Origin of the sequence: Clostridium polyendosporum, assembly GCF_018332455.1 — a bacterium.
GTDB classification, from domain to species: Bacteria; Bacillota; Clostridia; order Clostridiales; family Clostridiaceae; genus Clostridium_AY; species Clostridium_AY polyendosporum.
In genome coordinates this window covers 1-23,877 of sequence record NZ_BOPZ01000031.1, presented here as the reverse complement: position 1 = coordinate 23,877, position 23,877 = coordinate 1, and the positions used below count along the sequence as shown (strand labels likewise).

The window sequence follows — 23,877 nt, the reverse complement described above, 5'->3', positions numbered from 1 at the left end:
TATTAGATAAATTATATCATATTGATGCAATATTTGTTGTTTTATTTGTATTAATGATAACTTTTTCTTTTAAAGCATACTCTTCATGGATCATCTAATTAAAATTATAAGTTTAATAGAGGAATATAAAGATATAAAAAAGCTGAACTACGCTAATTTATGATTAGTGTAGTTCAGCTTTTTTATTAAATCAATTTTGAATTAATTTAATAAAAAAGGGGGAGACTTTAATTTAAATTTTAATGAAAATAAATAAAATGTTAAAAATATCGAAAAAACTATTTGAAATTATACAAAAATATGTAATAATTATTATGTAATGTATAACATTGCTAATATTGTTCGGGGGTGGAAATATGAAAAAATTAAGATTACTAGTAAGCACACTAGCAGTTGCAACTCTAGTGGTAGGAACATCAGTAACAGCTTTTGCAAAACCAAAGGATGATGTTGTTAAAGCCTTAAAGCAAGCAAAAGCACCTGATGTTTATATCATTAAGACTGAAAACTATCTAAAGACTAACACGTTGACAGAAGCACAAACAAAGGAAGTTGTGTCCCAGATTGATAAGATCCGTGACATAGTAAAAGCAGAAAAGGTATCAGGTATTTCACAATTAAGTAAAGAATCCAAAGCTCAGGTTTTAGCTGCTATAGAACAAGCTGCTAATGCTGCAGGTCTTACTGCTTCACTTTCAAAGAATGTGTTGGGTACATATGTACTTACTTTATTCGATGGTAATGGAAAGGCAGTTGTTTCTGCAACTGCAGATGATATTATTATGAAGAAAGCTGGAAGTGGAAGTTTTGTATTAGTACTTGGTTCAATGATGATAATAGCTGCTGCTGGTTCACTTATGTTTGTTAAGAGAGTAGCAACTGCATAGTTGTAACAAGCTGGAGGGACATATGAAAAAAGAAAAAACTTTAATACATAAGTCCCGCAAAAGAGCAAGAGTGGGAATTCTTTTAGGAATTCCCATTTTGTTATTTGTATGCGGGATTGGGTTGATATCTGTTGGTGGATGGAATTATATGAAACAGGCTTATTTTCTATCCAGGCTTTTTATTCGAGATGAATATAATATTGAAAATGTTGCAACGGTTAAAGTTGACGATAATAATATTAAATTTCCTTATCTTGGACAAGAGTTTGGAGAGTTAATTATAGAAAGTGCATCTATTCATTATCCTGTTATACAGGGTGATAGAGATGTGGATCTTTTAAATGGTATAGCTCATTCTGATAGCTCCAGGTTTCCGGGGGAAAATGGAAATGTGGTTTTAGCTGGTCATAGTGAAACTGTATTTAAAAACCTTGGTAAGGTTAAAAAAGATGATAGCATAATATTTAATACTTCTTATGGGAAATATGTCTACAAGGTTTCTGAAATAAAAATTGTTGAGGCTAATGATAGAACTGTCACTATTCCTAGTGATAAAGAAAAGTTGACCATATATACTTGTTATCCCTTTAATACTATAGGCATTCCTCCTCAGAGATATATTGTTATAGGTGAATTGATAGAAGGTGCAATGTTATTAAGGGAAGGGGGAAGCCAGTAATGAGATTAAAGGATGCTTTAAAGTTTATTATAAGTCTCTTATTGATGTTCTTTTTATTTATAGTACAGGTAAGTATTTTTATAAATTTTAAACTGCTAAATAGTAATTTCTATAAGGAAACGATTGAAAAGTCTGATTATTTTACTCTTTTATATGAGGAAGTAGATAAAACTTTTAATAATTTAAGTATAATGACAGCTATTCCTAAAGACATGCTTTTAGGTTCAGTTAATCAAGATTTTATAAAGGAACAAACCTTTAAAAATCTTGATAATACATCTCAGTATATGAAATATAAAAGTAATTTATTGGCAGCTAGAGTGGATATTCAAGTTATTGAACAATCAATAAATAAGAATCTTGAAGATTATGCTAAGGAAAAAAATATAGAAATAAATAATGCAGTAAAAAAACAACTTAAGGAAGTAGCTATAAATACTAGTGATCGTATTAATGATTATACTAATCTTTTTAATCTTGGAGCGGTTGCGAAATTTGGGGAATTTCAAAAATTTCGAAAGATATGCTATTTCCTGGGCAATTATAGTTTATTATATATTATATCCTCAGTAATTTTGATGTTAATATTAAGATTATTAAACAGAAGAAGGCCTTGGAATACATTTATGTGGGTTGGTAGTAGTTTTATACCAGCAGGTTTAATGACACTAATTCCAGCGACAATTGCTTTAGTTTATAAGTTACCCTATAGAATTTCAGTTGCTACACCATATATCAAAGAAGGGCTAACTAAATTTATGCTGGAGTATGCATATTTTTTACTATTTATTGGTCTTTTGTTTATTGCATTAGGTATTACATTACTAGCTATGTATATTTGCTTAAGCAATAGAGAAGTAATATCTAATAAAGTTGATGTTATACAAGAATAGAGCACTGCTAAATTTAGTGGTGCTTTATTCTTGGTATATTAGTTTAGATTAAATAATTTACGGGGAAATTAACAAATTATAAAAACATCTCTGAGACAAGCCAATAAATTATGGACTAATCTCAGAGATGTTTTTATAGTATAAATGAATTACCTTTTCAAAATCTTTTCCATGTAGAAAAACAAAAGTCTTAGGAACGTATATAAAAACTAATTTTTCATTTTCTGTTATTTCTTTTGTTTCAACAACAGTCCATTTTTCAACAGAACCATGATTTGACACGTTGGTATTTATACCATTATCAGCATAAGGTATGTACTTAGTAGAGTTTTTTGGAACCCAAAAGAATACACGATAATGAGGTAAGCCATATTTACCTATTATATAATCGTAGGTTGGATTTCCTCTTTTTTCTATAGGATTATTTTCATTAAGTGTTTTATTAGTTACTACAGAATTTGGAGTATTAGCTATAGTTAATACGCAATAGTATAAAGCAATTAGTAACAAGATAATTATTATAAATACTACATTTTTTTTATGTTTCATAGAAATACCTCATTAGATGCATAATAACTTAATATTTAGTATTAACTAAAAATACATGTAATATGCTGTTTTTGGTAAAATAAAAGTAGCATTAAAGATTTTGCTGGCAGGTATGAATTATAGGAGATTATAATTTATATCGAATAATATGAGAATATGAAAATAACTGAAAAGAGATTGTATAATATATATATCATTTGTATCTAAGGGGAAATAATGAAATGAAGACGTATTTAGTAACAGGAGGAGCGGGATTTATAGGCTCAAATTTTATACTCTACATGTTAAAGAAATATAATAACATTAAAATAATAAACTTAGATAAGCTAACTTATGCGGGAAACTTAGAAAATCTAAAAGAAGTAGAAAATAATTCAAAGCATATATTTGTTCAAGGAGATATTTGTGATAAAGAACTAATTGAAGGATTGTTTGAAAAGTATCAAATAGATTATGTTGCTAACTTTGCTGCAGAATCCCACGTTGATAGAAGTATAAGAAATCCCGAAATGTTTGTTCAAACAAACGTTTTAGGAACTGTAAATCTATTAAACTGTGCTAAGAAGGCATGGGAAACTGAAGGTAAATGGAAGGACGGTATTAAATTTCTTCAAGTCTCAACAGATGAGGTTTACGGTTCGTTAGGGGAAATGGGATACTTCACGGAAACAACCCCACTTGATCCACATAGTCCATATTCATCAAGTAAGGCTAGTGGGGACTTAATGGTTAAGGCGTATCGTGATACATATAAGATGCCAATAAACATAACAAGATGCTCAAATAATTACGGACCATACCAGTTTCCAGAAAAGCTTATACCACTATTAATCAATAACTGCTTACAGCATAAAGATCTTCCAGTTTACGGAGATGGATTAAATATAAGAGACTGGCTATATGTTGAAGATCACTGTAGGGCAATTGATATGGTTATAAACAATGGAAGGTTTGGTGAGGTTTATAATATAGGTGGTCATAATGAAAGAACTAATATACAAATAGTTAAGACAGTAATAGCTTATTTAAATAAGCATTTAGATAGAGAAATAACTGAGAGTTTAATTAAATATGTTGAGGATAGAAAAGGTCATGATAGAAGATATGGAATTGATCCAACTAAGATAAAAGAAGAGTTAGGGTGGTATCCAGAAACAACATTTGAGGTTGGAATAAAGAAGACAATTCAATGGTATTTAGATAATCAAGAGTGGATAAAGAATGCTGCTTCTCGTAGAATATTAGAATTATTATGAAAAATCCATCGATTAAATAATCACAGTCTTACTTATTAGGCAATTTGTTGATTATCGGAACTTTAAAACTAATTTAGGTTTGATAAGGTTAAACTTCAGTTTAAATTGAAAAAATTAAGGTAGTATAGGGGGGAATCCATATGCTGCCTTTTTATATTGCTGTTATTTAGTTATAAAGTTATATGTAATTACCGGCATCAGAAATAACTTTAATTAAAAATTTAATTAAAATAAAGAAAATATTAAATTTTTACAAAAAAGTGGTTTTAATTCCTGCAAAAATATGTAATAATTATTACATAAATAGCATTATTAATATTATCTTGCAGTGCAATGAGAGAATAAGACTTAATTTGAAATATATGTAAATTATACCAAAAAAAGATGGTATTATACAAGAACAAAGCACTGCTAAATAAAGCAGTGCTTTTTTAAATAAATAATCTTTTAAGACATACAGATAATGTACTGGAGGGATGGTAATTTGAAAAAAAATATTTTTAGAACCATACACATAGTTATTATGGTTGTAGGTATCCTTAATTTTTGTCCTTTATTAAACTTATCAGATGATTTATTCATTGTTACAATTAAAGCTTACGCGGCTACTATTTCTAATACACCTAATTTAAGTAGTAGCAGTTATGGTAGTCAAAATATTTTTGGTGAGAATTATAAAGGACGAGGTACTTGGTTTTGTTGGGGAAGGGTATCAGAAAAACTAAATATAAAATTATCAAGTGAATTTTGGGGACATGCATCAAGTTGGTGGGATAATAATGCAAAATCAAAAAAATATAATTACGGAAATGAGCCGAGAGCAAACTCTATAGCAGTTTGGGGAGGCGGTAATGGCAATTATGGACATGTAGCCTTTGTAGAGAAGGTTGAAGGTAATACTGTATATTTTAATGAAGCTAATTTGGATAGATATAGAGCTTATGATGGTGCGTTAGAAAGCTTACCTAAAGATAAAATGATAAAAAGAGGAACTTTGTATTTAAAAGGATATATTTATTTGACCAATAATACTACAACTACATCTTCATATTCAAAAGTAAATGCAGGACAAACAGTTTTAACTACTACTAAAAATTATTCCAAGAATTCTACTGCAAAGTCTATGCAAGTTAGTGATAATTTGGTTAACTTTATCGCTCAGTATGAATGGTTTTCCTCAAAACCTTATAGTGGATTTGGGGAACAACACGCAACAATTGGATATGGTCACGTAATACGTTCAGGTGAAAATTTTAGTAATGGAATCACACGACAAAAAGGAAAAGAGTTATTAAAAGAGGATTTGCAAAGAACAGTTAATGAGGTTAATAGATTGGTTTCAGGCGTTCATTTAACTCAACAACAATTTGATGCATTAGTTAGCTTTGCATTCAATTGTGGTTCGGGCGGTTTATCAAGTTCAACTCTCTTAAAGGATGTTAAGAGCGGTAATATAACAAGTAATAAGATAAAAGGTGATTTTCAAGCTTGGAGTTACAGTAATAAAACAAGACTTTTAGGATTATGGAGACGTAGAACAGATGAGTGGCAGATATTTTCACACGGAGATTATAAAAGAAATTATCCATTGTGGTAGAGATACACAACTTCAATCCTTGTATTATTATTCCACTTTGCTTTTTAATAATTGACTATGATATAATTTGGTGTGATATTTTTCGGGTTTAAGGTATTTTAAAGGGAGAAGAGAGAATGCAGAAGAAGAGTAAATTAGTAAATAATTTTATTATTTATGCAATAGGAAACTTAGGATCTAAGTTATTAGTGTTTTTATTATTACCCTTATATTCATATTACTTAACTCAAAGTGAGTTTGGTAGTTATGATATTATTATGACCTTGATAGGGTTTATTGCACCAATTGTATCATGTCAAATTAACCAAGGATTATATAGATATATATTAGATACTAATGATGAAAAAGAAAAATCAAGAATAATAACAAACTCTTATTTTATAGTGATAAAGAATTTGATTATTTTTATATTATTAGTTTTACTTATACAATTATTCTATAAATTTCAGTTTGTATATTTAGTATTATTCCAGGTTATTTTTATGTGCACTCAAGATATAACTCTTCAGGTTGCTAGAGGTTTAGAAAAAAATAAGGAATACTCATATGCTGGTATGTTAAATACCCTTGTAAACTTAATTAGTAATATTATATTAATTGTTTTTCTAGGGTTAAAAGTTGAAGCACTCTTAATATCAATTATTTTGTCTAGTGTAGTGAGTATATTATACATAGCAAAAACAATAGATTTATTTCAGTATATTAATTTTTCAATGGTTAACGGAAAAATAAGAAATGAATTATTGAAGTTTTCTTTACCACTAATCCCTAATGCGCTAAGTTGGTGGGTTACTAATCTATCAGATAGATATTTATTACTTTACTATAAAGGAATTGAATCAACAGGGATATATGCTATTGCAAATAAATTGCCAAGCATATTGATTACTATTAATACTATTTTTTATTTAGCTTGGCAGGATACTGTTATTTCAGAACATGATTCAAATAAAAAAGATTATTCTAAAATGTTTTCTTTATTAATGGTCTTACAATGTACTGCAGCAATAGGGTTGATATCTATTAATAAGTATTTAATGAAGTTTTTAGTTAGTCCTGACTTTTATGAAGCATGGAAGTATACACCTTTCCTTTATGTTGGAGTGGTTTTCTCGGTGTTTTCTTCATTTTATGGTGTGTTTTATTTAAGTGTTAAGAATACAAAAGGAAATTTCTATACTTCAGTGATTGGTGCATTAATAAATATAGTTTTAAATGTAGTTCTTATACCTGTTATTGGAATACAAGGTGCATCATTATCTACCATGATTTCATATATAGTTATTTTCATAATGAGAGCTGTTCATACTAAGGAGTTTGTAAATGTTGATATAGATACTAAAAAGTTCCTATTATTAAATTTCTTAATGGGTATATATATTTATTTATCATATATTGAAAATTTCATTCTATCAGTTATATTGATTGTAGGAGGGGTATTAGTATTCGGGTACCTGAACCTAGAATTTATTAAGAAGTTTGGAAGTTATTTTGGTAAGAGGAAACTAAAGAGTAAGGCAATTAATTAAGGAGAGGTGAAAGTTTTGAAGAATGGTAAGGAATTAATTTTTTCAACTGTAGGAAATGATAACTATGGCGATGAGAGTATGTTTATAAATTACTTGGATAAAAGTTCATTATTACATTCTAAAAATGTTGAAGTTATGTCTACGTTTTATAAAAGAGCTGCTGAGCAGTACCCACAGCATTGCTTTTATAATCCTTTTGAAGGCGTAAACACAAATAAATTTGTAAAACTTAAGGTTTTTCTTGGCTCAATTTTTGATAGTAGTAAACAACATGTTAAGTTAAGATTAAAAAGTCCTATTGAAGAATATTCTAAGTTTACTATGTGTGGTGGAGGTAACCTAAACTCAATATATTTAGGTACCATGTTTGATATATATACTATAACTAAACTGTTTAAGAGTAACGGTAAAAAGGTATATTTTAGACCTCAAAGTTTAGGACCATTTAAAGGAATAAAAGGTGCTGTTTGCAAATACATGCTAAAAAAGATAATTAAAATGTCTGATGAATTTTTAGTTAGAGAGCATGAAAGTTATAACTTAGCAGTGAAAATGGGACTAAAAGATAAGATTAAAGTGGATATTGATGAGGCCTGGGATCTAAAGGTAGCGCCAATCGAGGATAATTCTCTATTAAAGATTTTAAATAGAGATAAAATCAAAGTTGGTATAAGCATTAGACCATGGAATAATATTGAGAATTTCAAACAGCATATTATAGAATTTGTTGAGTATTTAATGAAGGAAAATAAATATGATGTTTATTTTATACCTATAGCTTATGGTGGAAGTGAAGAATATATAGATAATGGATTTTTAAAGAAAGAATTACATAACCGTGAAGGTATATTTTTTGTTGAAGATTTTATAGATGTAAAAAAGATCAATCCACAAAATATAAAGTGGATAATAAGCAAAATGGATATGTGTATGGGCTTATCATATCATTTCAATGTTTTTTCAAATTCATTAGCTAAACCAACTTTAGGCTTATATTCTGATAAGTATTATTATATAAAAAATGTTGGATTTTATAAATTGCTTGGATTAGAAGAGAATGTAATACAAATACAAGATTATTCTTCTATGGAGATTTTACAAAAGTTCAATAGTTGCAAAGTTTATAACGAAAATTCCTAAGTAAAGGAATCAATTTTTCATTAGTTTAATATCAACTGAAAGTTGTATATCTAAAGGATACAAGTTAGGGAATAAAGGAAATAAGATGTTATAGATATACAACTTCATAATTTAACTTATAATTCCTGAAAAAGCATTGAATGTCGAGGCTATTTTCAGGAATTGTTTAAAGATTGAAGTTGTTTATCTTTACTACGCTAAATCTTAATATTAGTGTAGTTTTTAACGTTTATTGATAAAGTTATATACTATATCACTTATAATAGCCTACTGTAACATAATATTAAAACCATAGAAAAGCATTGAGATTAGTATATATTTTAAGTTTATGATATCATTCTTGTATGATATTGATGTTTTGATAATTCATAAAATTTTGAAAGTATGGAGGAAAAATGAAGTATATACCAGTAATTTCCGTTGTAATGTCTACTTATAATGAAAGAATTGAATGGATTAAAAAGACAATAGATTCTATCTTAATTCAAACTTTTAGTAACTTTGAATTTATAATTATATTAGACAAGCCTGATAATAAAGAGTTAGAGGATTTTATTTTAAGTTATAAAGATAAAAGGATTATCTTTGTTAAAAATGAAAAGAATTTAGGTTTAGTTAAATCATTAAACAAAGGTATTAGTTTAGCAAAAGGTAAATATATTGCGAGAATAGATGCAGATGATATTGCGGCTTCAAATAGATTGAAAGAACAATATGATTTTTTAGAAAACAATATAGATATAGTACTTGTGGGTAGTAATGCATATAGAATTGGGGAGAATGATGAGTTTCTTTACTATAAGAAGTATTTAATGGAAGAAGATTTTTTTATAAGCAAAGCATTAAATTATAGAAATATTTTTTTTCACCCTTCCTTAATGTATAGAACCGATATTATAAAAAGTATTGGCTGTTATAGGGATATACCTCTAGCAGAAGATTATGATTTGATATGCAGAATTATTAAAAGTGGGTACAAGGTTTCAAATATTGATAAACCATTAATTAGTTACAGAATAAGAAATAATGGGATTTCTCAAAGTAATTTAACAAAGCAAAAGTTAATGACAAGCCATGTTAAATATATGTATAAGAATGGATTAATTAATAAAGATACAAATCACAATATGGAAGACCTTTCATATAATGTTAATGGCGTAGTTAATAAAGTGGATGATATAAAATATAAGATTTTAAAAGTAATCTATATACTGGTTAAGAAGTTCGTTTATAAAAATTAAAATTATAGTAGTGGAGGTATTTCATGACAGAATATAATAAAGTTTATAATATTCAAAGTACAGAACAGCAATATAGTTCGTACAATTTTATAAAAAGAATATTTGACTTTACTCTTAGTGTAGTTGGATTTATTTTGCTGCTGCCAGTTTATATAATACTATGTATTTGTGTTAAAATTGATTCCAAAGGGCCTATAATTTATGGACATAATAGAATAGGTAAAGATGGTAAAATTATAAAGGTGTACAAATTTAGGTCAATGGTTGTGAATTCAGAAGAAGTGTTTAGAAACTTTACACCTGATCAGAAAAAAGAATTTGAGATAAATTTCAAGCTTGAAGATGATCCTAGAATCACAAAAGTAGGAAATTTCTTAAGAAAAACTAGTTTAGATGAGTTGCCACAACTTTGGAATATAATTATCGGTGACATGAGTATAGTAGGACCAAGACCTGTGGTTGAAAAAGAGATCGAAAAATATGAAGAGTATGCAAATAAGCTAGTTAGTGTGAAACCGGGGTTAACAGGTTACTGGCAAGCACATGGAAGAAGCGATACAACTTATGAAGAAAGAGTTCAGATGGATATGTATTACATTGATAATAGATCTTTATGGTTAGACATAAAAATCATTGCAAAAACATTTATTTCTGTAATCAGAAAAGAAGGAGCAATGTAGAGAAAAGGAGGGATAAAATGCTTTGTGCTTTAATAATGGCTGGAGGAAAAGGCACTAGATTCTGGCCTTTATCTACAGAGGATAAGCCAAAACAATTCTTAAAACTTTTAAGCGATGATACAATGATTCAGATGACTGTTAAAAGAATTGAAAAACTTATTCCTATGGATAGAATATTCGTTTGTACTGGAAAAGGGTATGTTGATTTAGTTAGGGAACAACTTCCATATCTTCCTGAAAGAAATATTATTGTTGAACCGGAGGGGAGAAATACAGCACCTTGTATAGCTTTATCAGCTTTTATAATTAAAAGGTATTATGAAAATGCAGCAATTGCGGTATTACCCTCTGATCATCTTATTAGAGATGAAGAAGAATTTTTACAAGTTTTACAGTGTGGAAATGAATTTATAAATGATTATACGGATGCAATAGTTACATTAGGAATGAAACCAAACAGACCGGAAACAGGTTATGGATATATTAAGATTGGAAACAAGGAAGTTTGCGGAAAAACAAATTCAATAATGAAGGTAGATAGGTTTGTTGAGAAGCCTAACTATGAAAAAGCAGAAGAATATCTAATGTCTGGAAATTACTTATGGAATGGTGGAATGTTTATTTGGAAGGCAAATAATATTATAAACCTTACTAAAGAGTATCTGTCCTTTACATATAAGGCCTTAAAATTCATAGATGATGTAAGTGAAGACGAACTTCAGGATCTTATTGATAAAAATTATGAAAAAGTTGATAATATTTCTGTAGATTATGGAATTATGGAAAGAGCAGAAAGTATTTATGTTATACCTTGTGATTTTGGATGGGATGATGTGGGTAACTGGACTAGTATAGAAAGATATTCTGATAAAGATTCTATGGGAAATGTTTTTAATGCACAAGGATATCTTTTTAAATCTAATAATAATATAGTTTTGACCAATAAGAAAATACTATTAAATAATATAAATGATTTGATTATAGTAGAAACAGATGATTATATTATGATTTCATCAAAAATACATGAGCAGGATATTAAAGTTGCAAAAGAGCACTTATGATTATGAGGTGGTTAAATGAAAGTAGCATTAGTTCATGAATGGTTAACTAACATGGCAGGTTCAGAGAGAGTTGTAATTAATTTTAAAGAATTATATAAGGAAGCACCAATATATACAACAATGTATAATCCAGAAAAGCTTGATAAAGAGTTACAAGATATTGATGTACGTACATCCTTTTTACAAAAGAAAGTAAAAAAGGGTCATCAAAGATATCTACCTTTTATGCCAATGGCCTTTGAAAGCTTTGACTTAAATGGATATGATGTAGTGCTTAGTAGTAGTTCATCCTGTGCTAAAGGGGTAGTCACTAATCCAAGTACAATGCATGTGTGCTACTGTCATACTCCTATGAGATATGCATGGGAGTTTTATTATGAGTATGCAGATAAAACAGACATAGGAAAATTTAAAAAGTTATTCTTAAAGTACTTTATGAATTATATGAGAATGTGGGATAGATTAGCTGCTGATAGAGTAGACTATTTCATCGCAAATTCAGAAAATGTAGCACGTAGGATATGGAAACATTATAGAAAAGAGTCTGTTGTTATACATCCGCCTGTAAGATGTAAGTTGTTTAATATTGGCAAAGAAGATGGGGATTTTTTCTTAATCCTTTCAAGATTAGTTGCATATAAGAGACTAGACTTGGCTGTTGAAGCGTTTAATGAGTTAGGATTACCTTTAGTTATCATTGGAGATGGTGAAGAAAGAGAAAAGCTTCAATCAATGGCAAAAGGAAATATAATATTTTTAGGCAGACAGCCGGATGAGGTTATAAAAGAATATTATTCAAAATGTAGAGCATTTGTTTTTCCTGGTGAAGAAGACTTTGGAATAACTCCTTTAGAAGCACAGGCAAGTGGAAGACCTGTTATAGCTTACGGAAAAGGTGGAGCATTAGAAACTGTTATTGAAGGAAAAACAGGGATTTTCTTTAATGATCAAACGGTTACTTCATTGGTTGATGCAGTAAAAGAATTTGAAAAAATGAGTTTTGATAAGCTTGAAATAAGAAAACATGCAGAGACTTTCGATGAAGAGATTTTTAAGAAAAAGATAGAAAGTTTTATAAATGAAAAATATGAAGAGTTTAATACAACAAAGCATTGGAAGGTGCTGAAGTAATGAAGGATAAAGTGCACGTAATAATTGATGCTAGAATGGTTGATGAGCATCTACATGGAATAGCAAGATATACTTATGAACTTATTAAAAAAGGTGCTGCTAGCGGTAAGGTTAAATATACGCTTTTAGTTAACGATGTAAGGAAAGCAAAAGTTATATTTAATAAAGTCGATAATTTGGAATTTATTAAAATGAATTCAAAGTTCTTGTCTTTAAAAGAGCAGATAGAACTCCCTAGGATTTTAAATAAGTATAAAGGGAAAGCTATATTCCATTCACCATCTTTTGTTAGCAGTCCATTTATTAAAATTGATACAGTTATGACTATTCATGACTTAAATCATATCAGATATCCTCAATTTTATACACCTTTTCATAAATATTATTATAAATACATTGTAAAGCCATCAGCTTTAAACAGTAAGAAAGTACTTACTGTTTCTAATTTTGCGAAAAGCGAATTACTTGGATGGTTAAAGTGTGAAGATAGCAGAGTTGTTGTTACATACAATGGTATTGATTCGGATTTCAAACATATATCTGATGAAACAACGCTTAAAAAAGTTAAGTATAAATATGATTTGCCAGATAAATTTATCTTATATATAGGTAACTTGAAGCCTCATAAGAATGTTGAGACATTGGTTAAGGCTATGAAGACTGTTAAAGATAAAAATTATTTTCTAGTGATGAATGGTAAGTTAAATGATAAACTTAGAGAAGTTATAAAAGAATATGATGTGAATGATAGAATAAAGTTTATTGGTTTTGTTGATGATGAGGATCTGCCAGTACTTTATAGTGAAGCAAAGGTATTTGTATTTCCTTCACTTTATGAAGGGTTTGGTCTTCCACCACTTGAAGCAATGGCGTGTGGTTGCCAAGTAATAGTTTCCGATACTTCATCATTACCAGAAGTTGTTGGAAATTATGGATTAAAGTTTGATGCTAAAGATCATATTAACCTATCTAATAAGATAAACCAGTGTATTGAAAGTCCATTACTTTATAATGAGAAGGAATTAAAGGATTGGATGAATAGATATGATTGGCAAAATACATTTGATTTAACCTATGAAATTTACAAGGAGATATAACTGAGCTTCTTTAGCTTAGCGGGGGCAATTATGATTACATTTAAGAATAGATTAACCTTTGATTTTCTACTAGATAAACTTTTATTAATTTTTTTAATAACTTTTCCTTTGCAGAATTTTGCAATAAATTTGTTTGGTATAGGATTGCTTTTAAATCAGTTCTTTTTAATAATTCTTACTCTATTATGCATATATGGAGTGTTTAAAAAAAATTTAGAGATACCTTATGGTATGCTTTTTGTCCTGTTATTAGTATCGATAAATTTACTATCTCTCATAAATGCCGTAAATTATATTGGGGTTTTTAAAAAGCTATTAAAAATTTTATTAGATATTACAGTGTATTTTACTGTATATAACCTTTTTATAAGAAATAAAGCTGATCAGGCATCGAGCCTACTCAGCTTGAGTCAGATTTCACTTCGTGAAATGACAGCAAATAAAAGAAAAGACTTCTTTAATTATATGATATATATAGGTTTATTTATCAGCATATATACTATTATAGAGTGGGGCTTTGCGTATTTTGGTTTAAGTAACTTTTTATTTAATATTGAAGGAAATTACCAAGGTGTTATTAGAGCGGATGGAACTTTTACAGATGCAAATTACCTAGGTGCTTATTTAGTTCCTATATTTCTGTTGGCATTAAATAAGTGGATATATCAGTATAAGCTTAAAGTAAACTTAAGTACTATTATTTATTTAGTTACTATGTTGAGTTCGGTAGCAGCTACCTTTGTTTCTCTATCTAGAGGTGCTACACTAAGTATAGTTATAGGCTTTGTGATTTCTATATCTATCTACTTATTGAAAGACAAAAAGAGAAGAAAAGCCTTCTATTATGTTTTATTAAGTATGGTATTAATATTTATAATTGCTATCATTGTTTTTAAAGATTCGCTTTTTGTTAAGAGGTTGCTTAGTGCGTTCAACTTTAGTAGAGGAGATGTAAATGTAAGATTTAAGATATGGAATGTAGCTTTTGCTATGATTAAGGATCATCCTTTACTTGGTATAGGTGCTGGTAATTTTGTGCATATATTTTCAAAGTATAATGCTAAAATTCCACCTTTTGTTGCACATAATTCATTACTTGAAATAACTGCTGAGACTGGTATTTTTGCTCTTATAGTAATGGTGATTTTAATAGTGAAATTTTTAAAGATGTCAGTAGTAAATGTAATAAAGATTAAAGAAAACTTTGAAGAATATTGGATAGTAGCGTCCTTATTGCCAATAATGATTTGTAGTATTTTTTCTAGTTTAACTTTAAGTAATATCTTCTATCAAGAAATATTTTGGTTTTATTTAGCTGGTGTTATATATTATAGAAACTTAAAAGAAGGAAACTTGATAAGGATATTACAAGTGATTTTATCCTCACATATTGCAGGAACTGAAAAGCATATTATTGATTTGGTAAGAAAGCTTGATAAATCAAAGTTCCAAGTAGATGTAATATGTTGTGGGGGAACACTGGAAGAAAAGTTTAAAAGTATGGGTGTTAAGGTACATACAATTCAAGTAAAGGGTAATAAGGATTTACGTGCAATAATTGATTTGTATAAGCTGATAAAAAAAGAAAATTATGATATAGTTCACAACCACTTAAGTATAAGTACTCTTATGGGAACAATTGCAGCTAGATTAGCAGGAGTTAAGACGATAATTACTACAGAACATCTTTGGAGTTCCTTTAATGAAGAAATGTCTATGATATCTAATAAAATACATCTTTTTATACACAGATTGCTATCGCTATTTATTACAAAGATAATAGCTGTAGCTAATGCTGTAAAAAGCTTTTTAGTAGATAATGCATATTTTGATGAAAATAAGATTGTCGTAATACATAATTGTATTGGTGATGAATGTGTTGAAGAAAAAAATACTAACTTAAGAGAAGAGCTTAATATAAAAGAAGAGGATGTTTTATTAGGGATTGTAGGAAGACTTAGTTACGAAAAAGGTCATTTATTATTATTAGAGGCATTTAGCAAAATAGATAATAAGAATGTAAAGTTAATTATTGTAGGTGATGGAGAACTTAAGGATGACATTACAGATAAGATCTCTGAACTGAATATAAATGATAGAGTAATTATGTTTGGTTTTACAAATGATGTTCAATCTGTGTATGAAGCTATAGATATCTTAGTGTTAACTTCTTATAGAGAGTGTCTACCTCTTGTTTTATTAGAAGCTATGAGTCATAAAAAACCTTGTATTGCATCTAATGTTGGAGGTGTATCTGAGATAATATCGCATGGAAATAATGGGTTGTTAGTAAAACCAAAATCTACAAAAGAATTAAAGAAAGCTATTGAAGAACTTTCTTCCAATGAAGCTCTAAGAATTTCTATGGGAAATGAAGGATATGAAATATTTTTAAATGATTTTAGGCATGTAGATATGGTTAAGAAGACAGAGAATTTATATATTGAAATGAATAATAGATAGTTAGTGTATTCAATATCTACTATTGTTCCTATTTTATGTAACTTTATAAAGTGAATTTAGATAAAAGAGAGAATAGGTTTGATACCTATTCCTTTTTATTTGATCCCATTTATAGAGAAAAATTTGACTGATTTTGCTATTTTATTATATAATAACTGCATATTTTTAAACTTTAAGTTAAAATTTATTATATAACCTCGAAAAATGTAGGAAAAAAACGTATAATATTAATGTATGCTCAGAAAGGGGGAGAAAGTTGAACAATTGCAAAAATCTATTTAAGATCTTTGTTTTAACTTTTATACTATTTTTTGTTTACGATAAATCAGCTATGGCTGCTGATGTTTCAATTAAACCTTCAAGTTTATACGGTATTGAAGGACAAGCATATGATATATCCATAAATGTATCAAATGTTAGTAATTTATATGGAGCATCATTGGAATGGACTTATAATAAAAGTCTAGTAAGCATTGAAAATTATAGTATTGGATTGTTTCCAGATAATAAGATCTATAAAATACAAAAAAATGATACTAGTACAGGAAAGCTTGATCTTGCTATAACTATGTTAGGTCAAAGCAACAGTTTAAATATAACAAATGAAAGCACGTTGTTTAAAATCAGAATAAAAACACTTGGAAAGGGTCAATTAGATTTTAACTTTCTTAATAATTTTAAGATTAAATTAGCTGATTCTAGTGCTAATGCTATAAATTTTAATTATAAAAACTTAAGCTTTCCTTTGTATGAAAAGGTATTTATACAAAGTATAACTACTGATAAGCCTACACCACAAGGTATAGGCCAAGATGTTAGGTTAAAAGCAAATGTAGCTGGAGGAAAAGACATATTATATAAGTTCACAATCTTTGACGGAAAGACTTGGAAAGTAGTTCAAGATTACTCTGCCTCAGATACTTATCTATGGAAACCAGCAAGTGTTGGAAGCTATAGGCTGTGGGTTGATGTAAAAGATAAGAGTTCACCTAATAGGGTTGATTCGTTTAGAGAGATAAATTATACGATAAAGGATTTTGAATTTTATTCCATAACAACAGATAAACCATCTCCTCAGACTTTAGGAAATAAAATCAAAGTAACAGCAAATACATCTGGAGGACAAGATTGGTTATATAGATTTACAATTTTTGATGGTTATACATGGAAAATGGTACAAGACTATTCTGAGAATAATATTTATTACTTTAGTCCTGCAAAAGAAGGAAATTATCGAATATGGGTAGATGTTAAGAATAGATATTCAAATAATGCTGTTGATAAGTTTAGAGAGATAAATTATACAATAAAGAATTTTGATTTTTCTTCTATAACGACGGATAAACCATCTGCTCAAACTGTAGGAAACAAAATTAAAGTAACAGCCAATACATCCGGTGGATCAGATCTACTATATAGATTTACAATTTTTGATGGTTATACGTGGAAGACAGTACAAAGTTATTCGGCGAATAATGTTTATTACTTTACTCCAACAAAAGCAGGAGATTATCGAATATGGGTTGATGTTAAAAATAGATATTCAAATAACACTGTAGATAAGTTTAGAGAAATAAGTTATAAAATAATAAATAATTTTGATTTTTATTCCATAACGACGGATAAACCATCTCCTCAAACTGTAGGAAATAAAATTAAAGTAACAGCAAATACATCTGGTGGACCAGATCTGCTATATAGATTTACAATTTTTGATGGCTATACGTGGAATATAGTACAAAGTTATTCAGCGAATAATATTTATTACTTTACTCCAGCAAAAGCAGGAAATTATAGAATATGGGTTGATGTTAAGAATAGATATTCTGGTAACGGGGTAGATAAGTTTAGAGAAATATATTATAAGGTAAACTAGGCAGGTTTTTACTTGCCGTTTTTCTTAGAAATAAAATTAAGTTTAGGGTGATATAATGAAGTTTAAAAAAAAGTGTTTATTTCTTACTTTACTCTGCATGTTTATATATAGTACACCAGGAAAAAATGTTAGTGCTTTAACAGCAAATGCAGATGTGAATGGTGATGGTATAATAGATATAAGAGATATAATTGAAGCTGAAATTAATTATAATACAAATAACTCCAAATATGATTTAAATCAAGATGGAATTGTTGATATTTTTGATATTGCTAAAATATCAAAAAATATTAATGAATCTGCTTTTAAGGTTTTCGATTCAAGTGGAAAGTTTATACAAGGGTTTTCTAATGGAAAATTAATAGAAGCTATAAAAACTGCATCTAGATACAAAGATGCAGTAGTAAAAAATGAAGATAAGATTATATGGGATAGTACTGGATATTGGACATATAATGGAGAGACACTAATAACAAAATTCCCTAATTATTATGATGCTGTCCAAAATACTTCAAGTATAAGAAATGGTAAGGTTATAACAAAGTTTGGTACAGAGCTTTTGAATAATACTACAGGTTATAAAGGCGTTTTAGCAGTAGCACAGTGTGCAGTAAATCTTAGACAACAACCGAGTTGGTCTCCAAAATCAGATGTAGATGTTCCTAGTGCTGCACTGGTAGAAGTCGTAAGGAGAACTAATAGTTTCTATGAGGTTAAGTGGCATAAGGATGAAAGCACTGTTTTAACAGGATATGTTCCTTATTATCTTGATTTTATTCAAGATGATAAAAACAATTCTATGCTTGGATACATATCAGGGAAAGAAGAATCAGATTTTAATCCGGCAGCTATATTGGACAAGCCTAGTGATTTAGGAGGAGTATCCTGTGGAGTTTGGCAATTTTCTAGTAATGCAGGATCTTTAGGAAGATTCATGATGTGGCTTCAATCTCGTAAACCAGAATTTTATACAGTATTAAATGATGCAAGAGTTAAAGATGATAATAGTTATAAGGATAATTTCAAAGCTGCATGGATATCTATAGCAAATAATTATTATGATGAGTTCTTTAATATACAGCAGGAATTTGCTGAAAACTTATTTTATGATGAATTTATTCAAATTGCTAGAACAAATGGATATGAACCAGGAAGGCTTTTAAATCATAGTTCTACTAGGAATATGATATGGTCTACTGCAATACAGCACGGACCAACAGGAGCATATAGGATTTTTTCTAATATAGATTCTAATTTACCTATGGAAGATTATATTAGAAAAGTATATGAAGCTAGATTTGTAATAATAGCAGCTAGTTATCCTCCAGATAGTTCAGATCCAGGGGTAGTAGCCATATATAATGGTGTTAAAGAAAGATTTGATGAAGAGAGTGCAGAAATAATTAGAACTTATCAAAGGGAGATAAGTTATTAAGGTGATAATATGGGAGTAAAAAGAATTTTGATTATATTAGTTTTTATTACAGTAATTGTTGGCTTTTCAACTTACGTATTTATTAAAAATGAACAAGTTACAAGAGTTACTGGGGAACCAGTTAAGGGTAGTGAATTTGTTGAAGAAGCGCATGCTAAGAATAATGAAGCATATGTTGAAGAATTAGTAGCTAGCTTTATTGGTATTTATTCCGATTTAGTAAACAATAGTAGCGCGGACATAAGTTTCTTAAATGATGTTGTTATCAAAAATAGTGAGGCAGAAAACTTATTTGAAAATAATATTAGTACATATAGAGCCCAAGGTAAAACCATACATTTTGATAACTATTTAATTACAGAAATAAAAAAAATAGATCAAGATATATATGAAGTAAAAGTCAATTTAAAACAAACTGTGGTTGATAAGAATAATAAGAAAGCTACTAATGAAAAGAATGTAGTCTTTTTTGTTGAGTTTTCAAAGGATAAAAAGGGCTTATTAAGGTATGAGGAAAGCTAGTGTTAAAACTAGCTTTTTTTATTTGCTGTGATTTCACAAAGCCAATCTAACTAAAATTCAATAGTTTCTATGCCTAATTAGGTTTATTTTATTAGGGTAAATAGTATCCATTATCAGAAATAAAGAAGGGGGAGGATGCAAAAGTATAAAATAATAAAAATATAAAGTGTAATTTGCTAAAGATTTAAATGATTGTCAGTATGTGATGATAATCGTTTGGTGAAAAAAATGGATGTTTTTGGAATATAACTGATTTTATCTTTTTTAATTATTTAATTGGATTAAAAGCAAAATTAAAGTATACAATAATATTACAAAAAACAGGAAAACTTTTACGTAAACGTTTTCTATATGTTGAAAATACTAATAAAGGTGATAAAATGTTATTAAGGATTTGTTAACAACTTATTGTTTTATGGTTAATTATTTAAAAATTGATATATTGTTTTTATGAAAGGTGGATGTTGAATGGATGATTTGAAACTATATAGATGTACTATTATTGAAAATAATTCCAAATATTTCCTTGGGGAAGATGTTTTTAAAAATAAGTTTTATATAGCTAAAAATGAAGCTACAAAAAAATATAAAGTGGGTACAAATGATTCTTTTTATGCAAAAGTAGTAAGAGAGGGAATTCTGTTTAAAAAAGAAGTACTCCATCCAATTACTTCTGCCGAATACGAAAAAATTGCTTGTAAGAAAAATAATAATACAATAGACAATACAATAGATAAAAAAATAATAGAAAAGCTTAGAAATATAACGTCAACTGTTTAAAGGTGAACAGATTTTATAGTATTTTAATATCGTAATTTGTTGATAATAATGTTTAACTAAATATATATTCCTAATAAGATTTATTAAAGTAGCTTAATGCTACTTTCTTTTACCTGTTTTAATCATATATAACCTGCTGATTCAATATTTAATTAAATTTTTGCCAAGATAAAGGTTAACATAAATAGTTCTATCTTTCTTCACAATATATTTTAGTGTTGCAAGAGTACATTGTGAAGAGCCTTATATATTTGATCGTGTTTAATCTATATATAAATCTAATTAAAACAAATTATTAATAAATAGTTGAATAATGTAAATTTTTAGGTTAAAACGTTAACAATTGCTAAAAAAAAATTGTTTAACTTGTCACAATATGATAGAATAGTGTTAATGATGTAGTTTTAAAAGTTAATTATTAGAAATAGAGGGAATGATTAAGAATGGGGGATTTAACTATGAAAGTAAAAAAGGCTATAATTCCTGCTGCTGGATTAGGAACAAGATTTTTACCAGCAACAAAAGCTCAACCAAAGGAAATGCTTCCTATAGTGGATAAGCCTACAATCCAGTACATAATTGAAGAAGCAGTAGCTTCAGGAATTGAAGAAATCTTAATAATAACAGGAAGAAACAAAAAGTGTATCGAAGACCATTTTGATAAATCAGTAGAATTAGAAATGGAACTTGAAAAGTCAGGAAAAAGTGAACTTTTAGAGATTGTTAGGGATATATCCGGATTGGTGGATATTCATTATATAAGACAAAAGGAACCAAAGGGATTAGGACACGCAATTTACTGTGCGAAGACTTTCGTAGGTAATGAACCTTTTGCTGTTCTACTTGGTGATGATGTAGTTTATAATAATGAGCAGCCGTGTTTAAAGCAGCTTATTGACTGCTATAACGAATATAAGACTACTATTCTTGGTGTTCAGGAAGTTGCTCAAGAAAATGTAAACAAATATGGAATCGTAAATGGTATACATATTGAAGACAAAGTATATAAGGTAAAGGACCTTGTAGAAAAGCCATCAGTAGAAGAAGCTCCAAGTAATGTTGCTATATTAGGTAGATATATTATCACTCCAAAGATATTTGAAGTTTTAGAAAACACTAAGCCTGGAAAGGGTGGAGAAATTCAACTTACAGATGCTTTAACTACTTTAATCAAAGATGAAGCAATGTATGCTTACAGCTTTGAAGGTCAAAGATATGATGTTGGAGATAAGCTTGGATTCCTTCAAGCTACAGTTGAATATGCATTAAGAAGAGATGATTTAAGAAGCAACTTTATTGAATATTTAAGCTCAAAACCTTGGGAAAACATAAAATAATTTGCAGAAATTTAATTAAAGGAATTGTACTGTATGCTACAGTGCAGTTCCTTTTATGTTTACTTATTGTGATTTCACTTGGTGAAGTCTTACAAGGGTGAAGGGGTTTAATACCTATTTAACTTTATTTGCTTTTATTAATAAAGTGAAGTCCGATTTGCTTTCATTTCACAAAGTGAAATCTCGCTCATATTTAATAGGGTGATGTGCATTAAAGATTGTTTAAACTGAGTAAGCTCTATGCCTATTAAACTTTATTGTATATAATTATATTATTAAGTATAATTTAAATATATTAATGTATTGCAAGAAGGAGAGTTTAGTTATGAAGATATTAGTGACAGGTGGAGCTGGTTTTATAGGTTCACATATTGTTGATTTATATATAGGCCTTGGTCATGAGGTGTGCATAGTGGATGATATGTCTCATGGCAAAGAGGAGAATGTAAATTCAAATGCAAAATTATATAAACTTGATATAAGAGATAAAGAGCTTTATAAGATTTTTCAGGAGGAAAAGTTTGATGTAGTTTGTCATCAAGCAGCTCAAATAAGTGTTCCGCACTCTATAGATGACCCATTTTTAGATGCAGATATCAATGTCATGGGAACTCTTAATATTTTAGAATGTTGTAAAAAATACGGAGTTAAAAAAGTAATATATCCTGCATCAGCAGCTATCTTTGGAGAGCCTCAATATCTTCCTGTAGATGAGAAGCATCCACTTAATATGCAGTGTGGTTATGGTGTAACAAAGCACACTGTGGAACATTATCTTGATGTTTATTACAAGTTATTTGGAATAAAGTATACTGTGTTTAGATATGCTAATGTTTATGGTCCTAGACAGGATGCTACTGGAGAAGGTGGAGTTGTAGCAATCTTTAGTGAGAAATTTTTAGCAAATGAAGCACCATATATTTTTGGTGATGGAGAACAAACGAGAGACTTTGTTTATGTTAAGGATGTAGCTAAGGCCAATGCTGAAGCTTTAGAAGGTCTTGATAATGAAATCTTTAATGTATCAACTAATGTTGAGGTTTCGGTAAATGATCTTTTCAACATATTTAACGAATTAACAAGTTCTAACCTGGAACCAGTTTATAAAGAAGAAAGAGCAGGCGATATTAAATATAGCTATATGACTTATGAAAAGATTAGTAAGGCATGTGGATGGAAGCCTGAGTATTCATTAAAAGAAGGATTAGATGAAACTATTGCTTTTTACAAAAGTAAATAAAATTAAAGCAGCAAACTGAGAAATAATTAAGGGCCAGTTTGGTTCTGCTGTTGCATCAAAGTAAAACTTACTTGTTGACACGGCGCGTAGCAGTTATTGGTAAAAATTAATAGTAAAAAAATAAACCTCCTTGTGTTTTAATGGTTTTGTCCAGAAACCAATCACAAGGAGGTTTATCATTCATGTTCAATAATAATAATAAATTAGTTTTTCATAAATTAATAGCGGAAATTGAAGGAACATTTCTAAACCGAATCATACAAAAGTATGGCGGAGACTATAGAAGTCAACATTTTGATTCAAAATCTCATTTGTATTCTTTACTTTATTCTAATTTAAAGAACTGCAAGAGTTTAAGGGAAATACAAGCTGAAGTAAATTGTAATAAAAAGCTAAGAAGTTTAATCAATGTTCCAAGTGTATCTCAATTCTCGCGTAAAAACGCATCGCGTGATTATAGAATATTTGAGGATATATTTTATAA

At 28.8% G+C, this 23,877-nt stretch carries 21 protein-coding genes; 20 read left to right on the top strand and 1 reads right to left on the bottom strand.

Translation table 11 applies throughout. The annotated features are described in order from the left end of the window. The first annotated feature begins 356 nt into the window (after positions 1–356). Genes CPJCM30710_RS14720 through CPJCM30710_RS14710 form a run of 3 tightly spaced genes read left to right on the top strand, consistent with a single transcriptional unit; the run spans position 357 to position 2,459 of the window. Positions 357–887, top strand: a complete 531-nt coding sequence (locus CPJCM30710_RS14720) for a hypothetical protein (RefSeq protein WP_212904930.1) — start codon at positions 357–359, stop codon at positions 885–887. Between the two features lie 22 nt (positions 888–909). Beyond that, positions 910–1,566: a class D sortase gene (locus CPJCM30710_RS14715; RefSeq protein ID WP_212904929.1), complete on the top strand. Its 657-nt coding sequence runs from the start codon at positions 910–912 to the stop codon at positions 1,564–1,566. Continuing rightward, positions 1,566–2,459, top strand: a complete 894-nt coding sequence (locus tag CPJCM30710_RS14710) for a hypothetical protein (protein ID WP_212904928.1) — start codon at positions 1,566–1,568, stop codon at positions 2,457–2,459. Before CPJCM30710_RS14715 ends, CPJCM30710_RS14710 begins: the two co-directional genes overlap by 1 nt. Positions 2,460–2,567: 108 nt before the next feature. Here CPJCM30710_RS14710 and CPJCM30710_RS14705 read toward each other — a convergent pair whose 3' ends face one another. Continuing rightward, positions 2,568–3,008, bottom strand: coding sequence for a hypothetical protein (locus tag CPJCM30710_RS14705; RefSeq protein ID WP_212904927.1), 441 nt, complete (start codon positions 3,006–3,008; stop codon positions 2,568–2,570). A gap of 221 nt (positions 3,009–3,229) precedes the next feature. Here CPJCM30710_RS14705 and rfbB point away from each other — a divergent pair, with 221 nt between their 5' ends. The 17 genes from rfbB to CPJCM30710_RS14620 form a co-directional block, all read left to right on the top strand. Then, positions 3,230–4,264 (top strand): dTDP-glucose 4,6-dehydratase, encoded by a 1,035-nt coding sequence (gene rfbB / locus CPJCM30710_RS14700; RefSeq protein ID WP_212904926.1) that lies wholly within the window; start codon positions 3,230–3,232, stop codon positions 4,262–4,264. Between the two features lie 484 nt (positions 4,265–4,748). After that, entirely contained in the window at positions 4,749–5,861 is a 1,113-nt protein-coding gene (locus tag CPJCM30710_RS14695) for a glycoside hydrolase family protein (protein WP_212904925.1), read from the top strand. Positions 5,862–5,977: 116 nt separating this feature from the next. Further along, positions 5,978–7,390, top strand: coding sequence for a lipopolysaccharide biosynthesis protein (locus CPJCM30710_RS14690; RefSeq protein ID WP_212904924.1), 1,413 nt, complete (start codon positions 5,978–5,980; stop codon positions 7,388–7,390). Between the two features lie 15 nt (positions 7,391–7,405). Continuing rightward, positions 7,406–8,530, top strand: coding sequence for a polysaccharide pyruvyl transferase family protein (locus tag CPJCM30710_RS14685; RefSeq protein ID WP_212904923.1), 1,125 nt, complete (start codon positions 7,406–7,408; stop codon positions 8,528–8,530). A gap of 395 nt (positions 8,531–8,925) precedes the next feature. After that, positions 8,926–9,771 (top strand): glycosyltransferase, encoded by an 846-nt coding sequence (locus CPJCM30710_RS14680; RefSeq protein WP_212904922.1) that lies wholly within the window; start codon positions 8,926–8,928, stop codon positions 9,769–9,771. A gap of 23 nt (positions 9,772–9,794) precedes the next feature. Next, entirely contained in the window at positions 9,795–10,451 is a 657-nt protein-coding gene (locus CPJCM30710_RS14675) for a sugar transferase (RefSeq protein ID WP_212904921.1), read from the top strand. Positions 10,452–10,468: 17 nt separating this feature from the next. After that, positions 10,469–11,512, top strand: a complete 1,044-nt coding sequence (locus CPJCM30710_RS14670; protein WP_212904920.1) for a mannose-1-phosphate guanylyltransferase — start codon at positions 10,469–10,471, stop codon at positions 11,510–11,512. Between the two features lie 15 nt (positions 11,513–11,527). Further along, positions 11,528–12,643, top strand: a complete 1,116-nt coding sequence (locus CPJCM30710_RS14665; RefSeq protein ID WP_212904919.1) for a glycosyltransferase family 4 protein — start codon at positions 11,528–11,530, stop codon at positions 12,641–12,643. Beyond that, the gene (locus CPJCM30710_RS14660) at positions 12,643–13,740 is read left to right on the top strand and encodes a glycosyltransferase family 4 protein (protein ID WP_212904918.1); all 1,098 of its coding nucleotides are present in this window, start codon (positions 12,643–12,645) and stop codon (positions 13,738–13,740) included. The genes CPJCM30710_RS14665 and CPJCM30710_RS14660 overlap by 1 nt, the downstream gene beginning before the upstream one ends. A gap of 30 nt (positions 13,741–13,770) precedes the next feature. After that, positions 13,771–16,203, top strand: a complete 2,433-nt coding sequence (locus CPJCM30710_RS14655) for a glycosyltransferase (protein WP_212904917.1) — start codon at positions 13,771–13,773, stop codon at positions 16,201–16,203. 256 nt (positions 16,204–16,459) lie between these two features. Continuing rightward, the gene (locus CPJCM30710_RS14650; RefSeq protein WP_212904916.1) at positions 16,460–18,079 is read left to right on the top strand and encodes a triple tyrosine motif-containing protein; all 1,620 of its coding nucleotides are present in this window, start codon (positions 16,460–16,462) and stop codon (positions 18,077–18,079) included. A gap of 55 nt (positions 18,080–18,134) precedes the next feature. After that, positions 18,135–19,514 (top strand): VgrG-related protein, encoded by a 1,380-nt coding sequence (locus tag CPJCM30710_RS14645; RefSeq protein ID WP_212904915.1) that lies wholly within the window; start codon positions 18,135–18,137, stop codon positions 19,512–19,514. 9 nt (positions 19,515–19,523) lie between these two features. Continuing rightward, on the top strand, positions 19,524–20,036 hold the full coding sequence (locus CPJCM30710_RS14640; RefSeq protein WP_212904914.1) for a hypothetical protein: 513 nt from the start codon (positions 19,524–19,526) through the stop codon (positions 20,034–20,036). A gap of 468 nt (positions 20,037–20,504) precedes the next feature. Continuing rightward, the gene (locus CPJCM30710_RS14635) at positions 20,505–20,816 is read left to right on the top strand and encodes a hypothetical protein (RefSeq protein ID WP_212904913.1); all 312 of its coding nucleotides are present in this window, start codon (positions 20,505–20,507) and stop codon (positions 20,814–20,816) included. Positions 20,817–21,274: 458 nt separating this feature from the next. Further along, complete coding sequence (gene galU, locus CPJCM30710_RS14630; RefSeq protein ID WP_212904912.1) at positions 21,275–22,153, top strand: UTP--glucose-1-phosphate uridylyltransferase GalU; 879 nt, start codon at positions 21,275–21,277, stop codon at positions 22,151–22,153. A gap of 325 nt (positions 22,154–22,478) precedes the next feature. Then, complete coding sequence (locus tag CPJCM30710_RS14625; protein WP_212904911.1) at positions 22,479–23,393, top strand: NAD-dependent epimerase/dehydratase family protein; 915 nt, start codon at positions 22,479–22,481, stop codon at positions 23,391–23,393. A 182-nt stretch (positions 23,394–23,575) separates the two neighbouring features. After that, positions 23,576–23,877, top strand: a 302-nt coding sequence (locus CPJCM30710_RS14620) for a DUF4372 domain-containing protein (protein WP_212904910.1), incomplete at its 3' end; no start/stop codon positions are given.

Excerpts from the sequence above, each read along its gene's own strand:
- CPJCM30710_RS14655 (WP_212904917.1), top strand. The coding sequence starts at position 13,771 with ATGATTACATTTAAGAATAGATTAACCTTTGATTTTCTACTAGATAAA.
- CPJCM30710_RS14720 (WP_212904930.1), top strand. The coding sequence starts at position 357 with ATGAAAAAATTAAGATTACTAGTAAGCACACTAGCAGTTGCAACTCTA.
- CPJCM30710_RS14635 (WP_212904913.1), top strand. The coding sequence starts at position 20,505 with ATGGATGATTTGAAACTATATAGATGTACTATTATTGAAAATAATTCC.
- rfbB (WP_212904926.1), top strand. The coding sequence starts at position 3,230 with ATGAAGACGTATTTAGTAACAGGAGGAGCGGGATTTATAGGCTCAAAT.
- CPJCM30710_RS14660 (WP_212904918.1), top strand. The coding sequence starts at position 12,643 with ATGAAGGATAAAGTGCACGTAATAATTGATGCTAGAATGGTTGATGAG.
- CPJCM30710_RS14710 (WP_212904928.1), top strand. The coding sequence starts at position 1,566 with ATGAGATTAAAGGATGCTTTAAAGTTTATTATAAGTCTCTTATTGATG.
- CPJCM30710_RS14665 (WP_212904919.1), top strand. The coding sequence starts at position 11,528 with ATGAAAGTAGCATTAGTTCATGAATGGTTAACTAACATGGCAGGTTCA.
- CPJCM30710_RS14645 (WP_212904915.1), top strand. The coding sequence starts at position 18,135 with ATGAAGTTTAAAAAAAAGTGTTTATTTCTTACTTTACTCTGCATGTTT.
- CPJCM30710_RS14675 (WP_212904921.1), top strand. The coding sequence starts at position 9,795 with ATGACAGAATATAATAAAGTTTATAATATTCAAAGTACAGAACAGCAA.
- CPJCM30710_RS14715 (WP_212904929.1), top strand. The coding sequence starts at position 910 with ATGAAAAAAGAAAAAACTTTAATACATAAGTCCCGCAAAAGAGCAAGA.
- CPJCM30710_RS14670 (WP_212904920.1), top strand. The coding sequence starts at position 10,469 with ATGCTTTGTGCTTTAATAATGGCTGGAGGAAAAGGCACTAGATTCTGG.
- CPJCM30710_RS14680 (WP_212904922.1), top strand. The coding sequence starts at position 8,926 with ATGAAGTATATACCAGTAATTTCCGTTGTAATGTCTACTTATAATGAA.
- CPJCM30710_RS14625 (WP_212904911.1), top strand. The coding sequence starts at position 22,479 with ATGAAGATATTAGTGACAGGTGGAGCTGGTTTTATAGGTTCACATATT.
- CPJCM30710_RS14705 (WP_212904927.1), bottom strand. The coding sequence starts at position 3,008 with ATGAAACATAAAAAAAATGTAGTATTTATAATAATTATCTTGTTACTA.
- galU (WP_212904912.1), top strand. The coding sequence starts at position 21,275 with ATGAAAGTAAAAAAGGCTATAATTCCTGCTGCTGGATTAGGAACAAGA.
- CPJCM30710_RS14640 (WP_212904914.1), top strand. The coding sequence starts at position 19,524 with ATGGGAGTAAAAAGAATTTTGATTATATTAGTTTTTATTACAGTAATT.
- CPJCM30710_RS14690 (WP_212904924.1), top strand. The coding sequence starts at position 5,978 with ATGCAGAAGAAGAGTAAATTAGTAAATAATTTTATTATTTATGCAATA.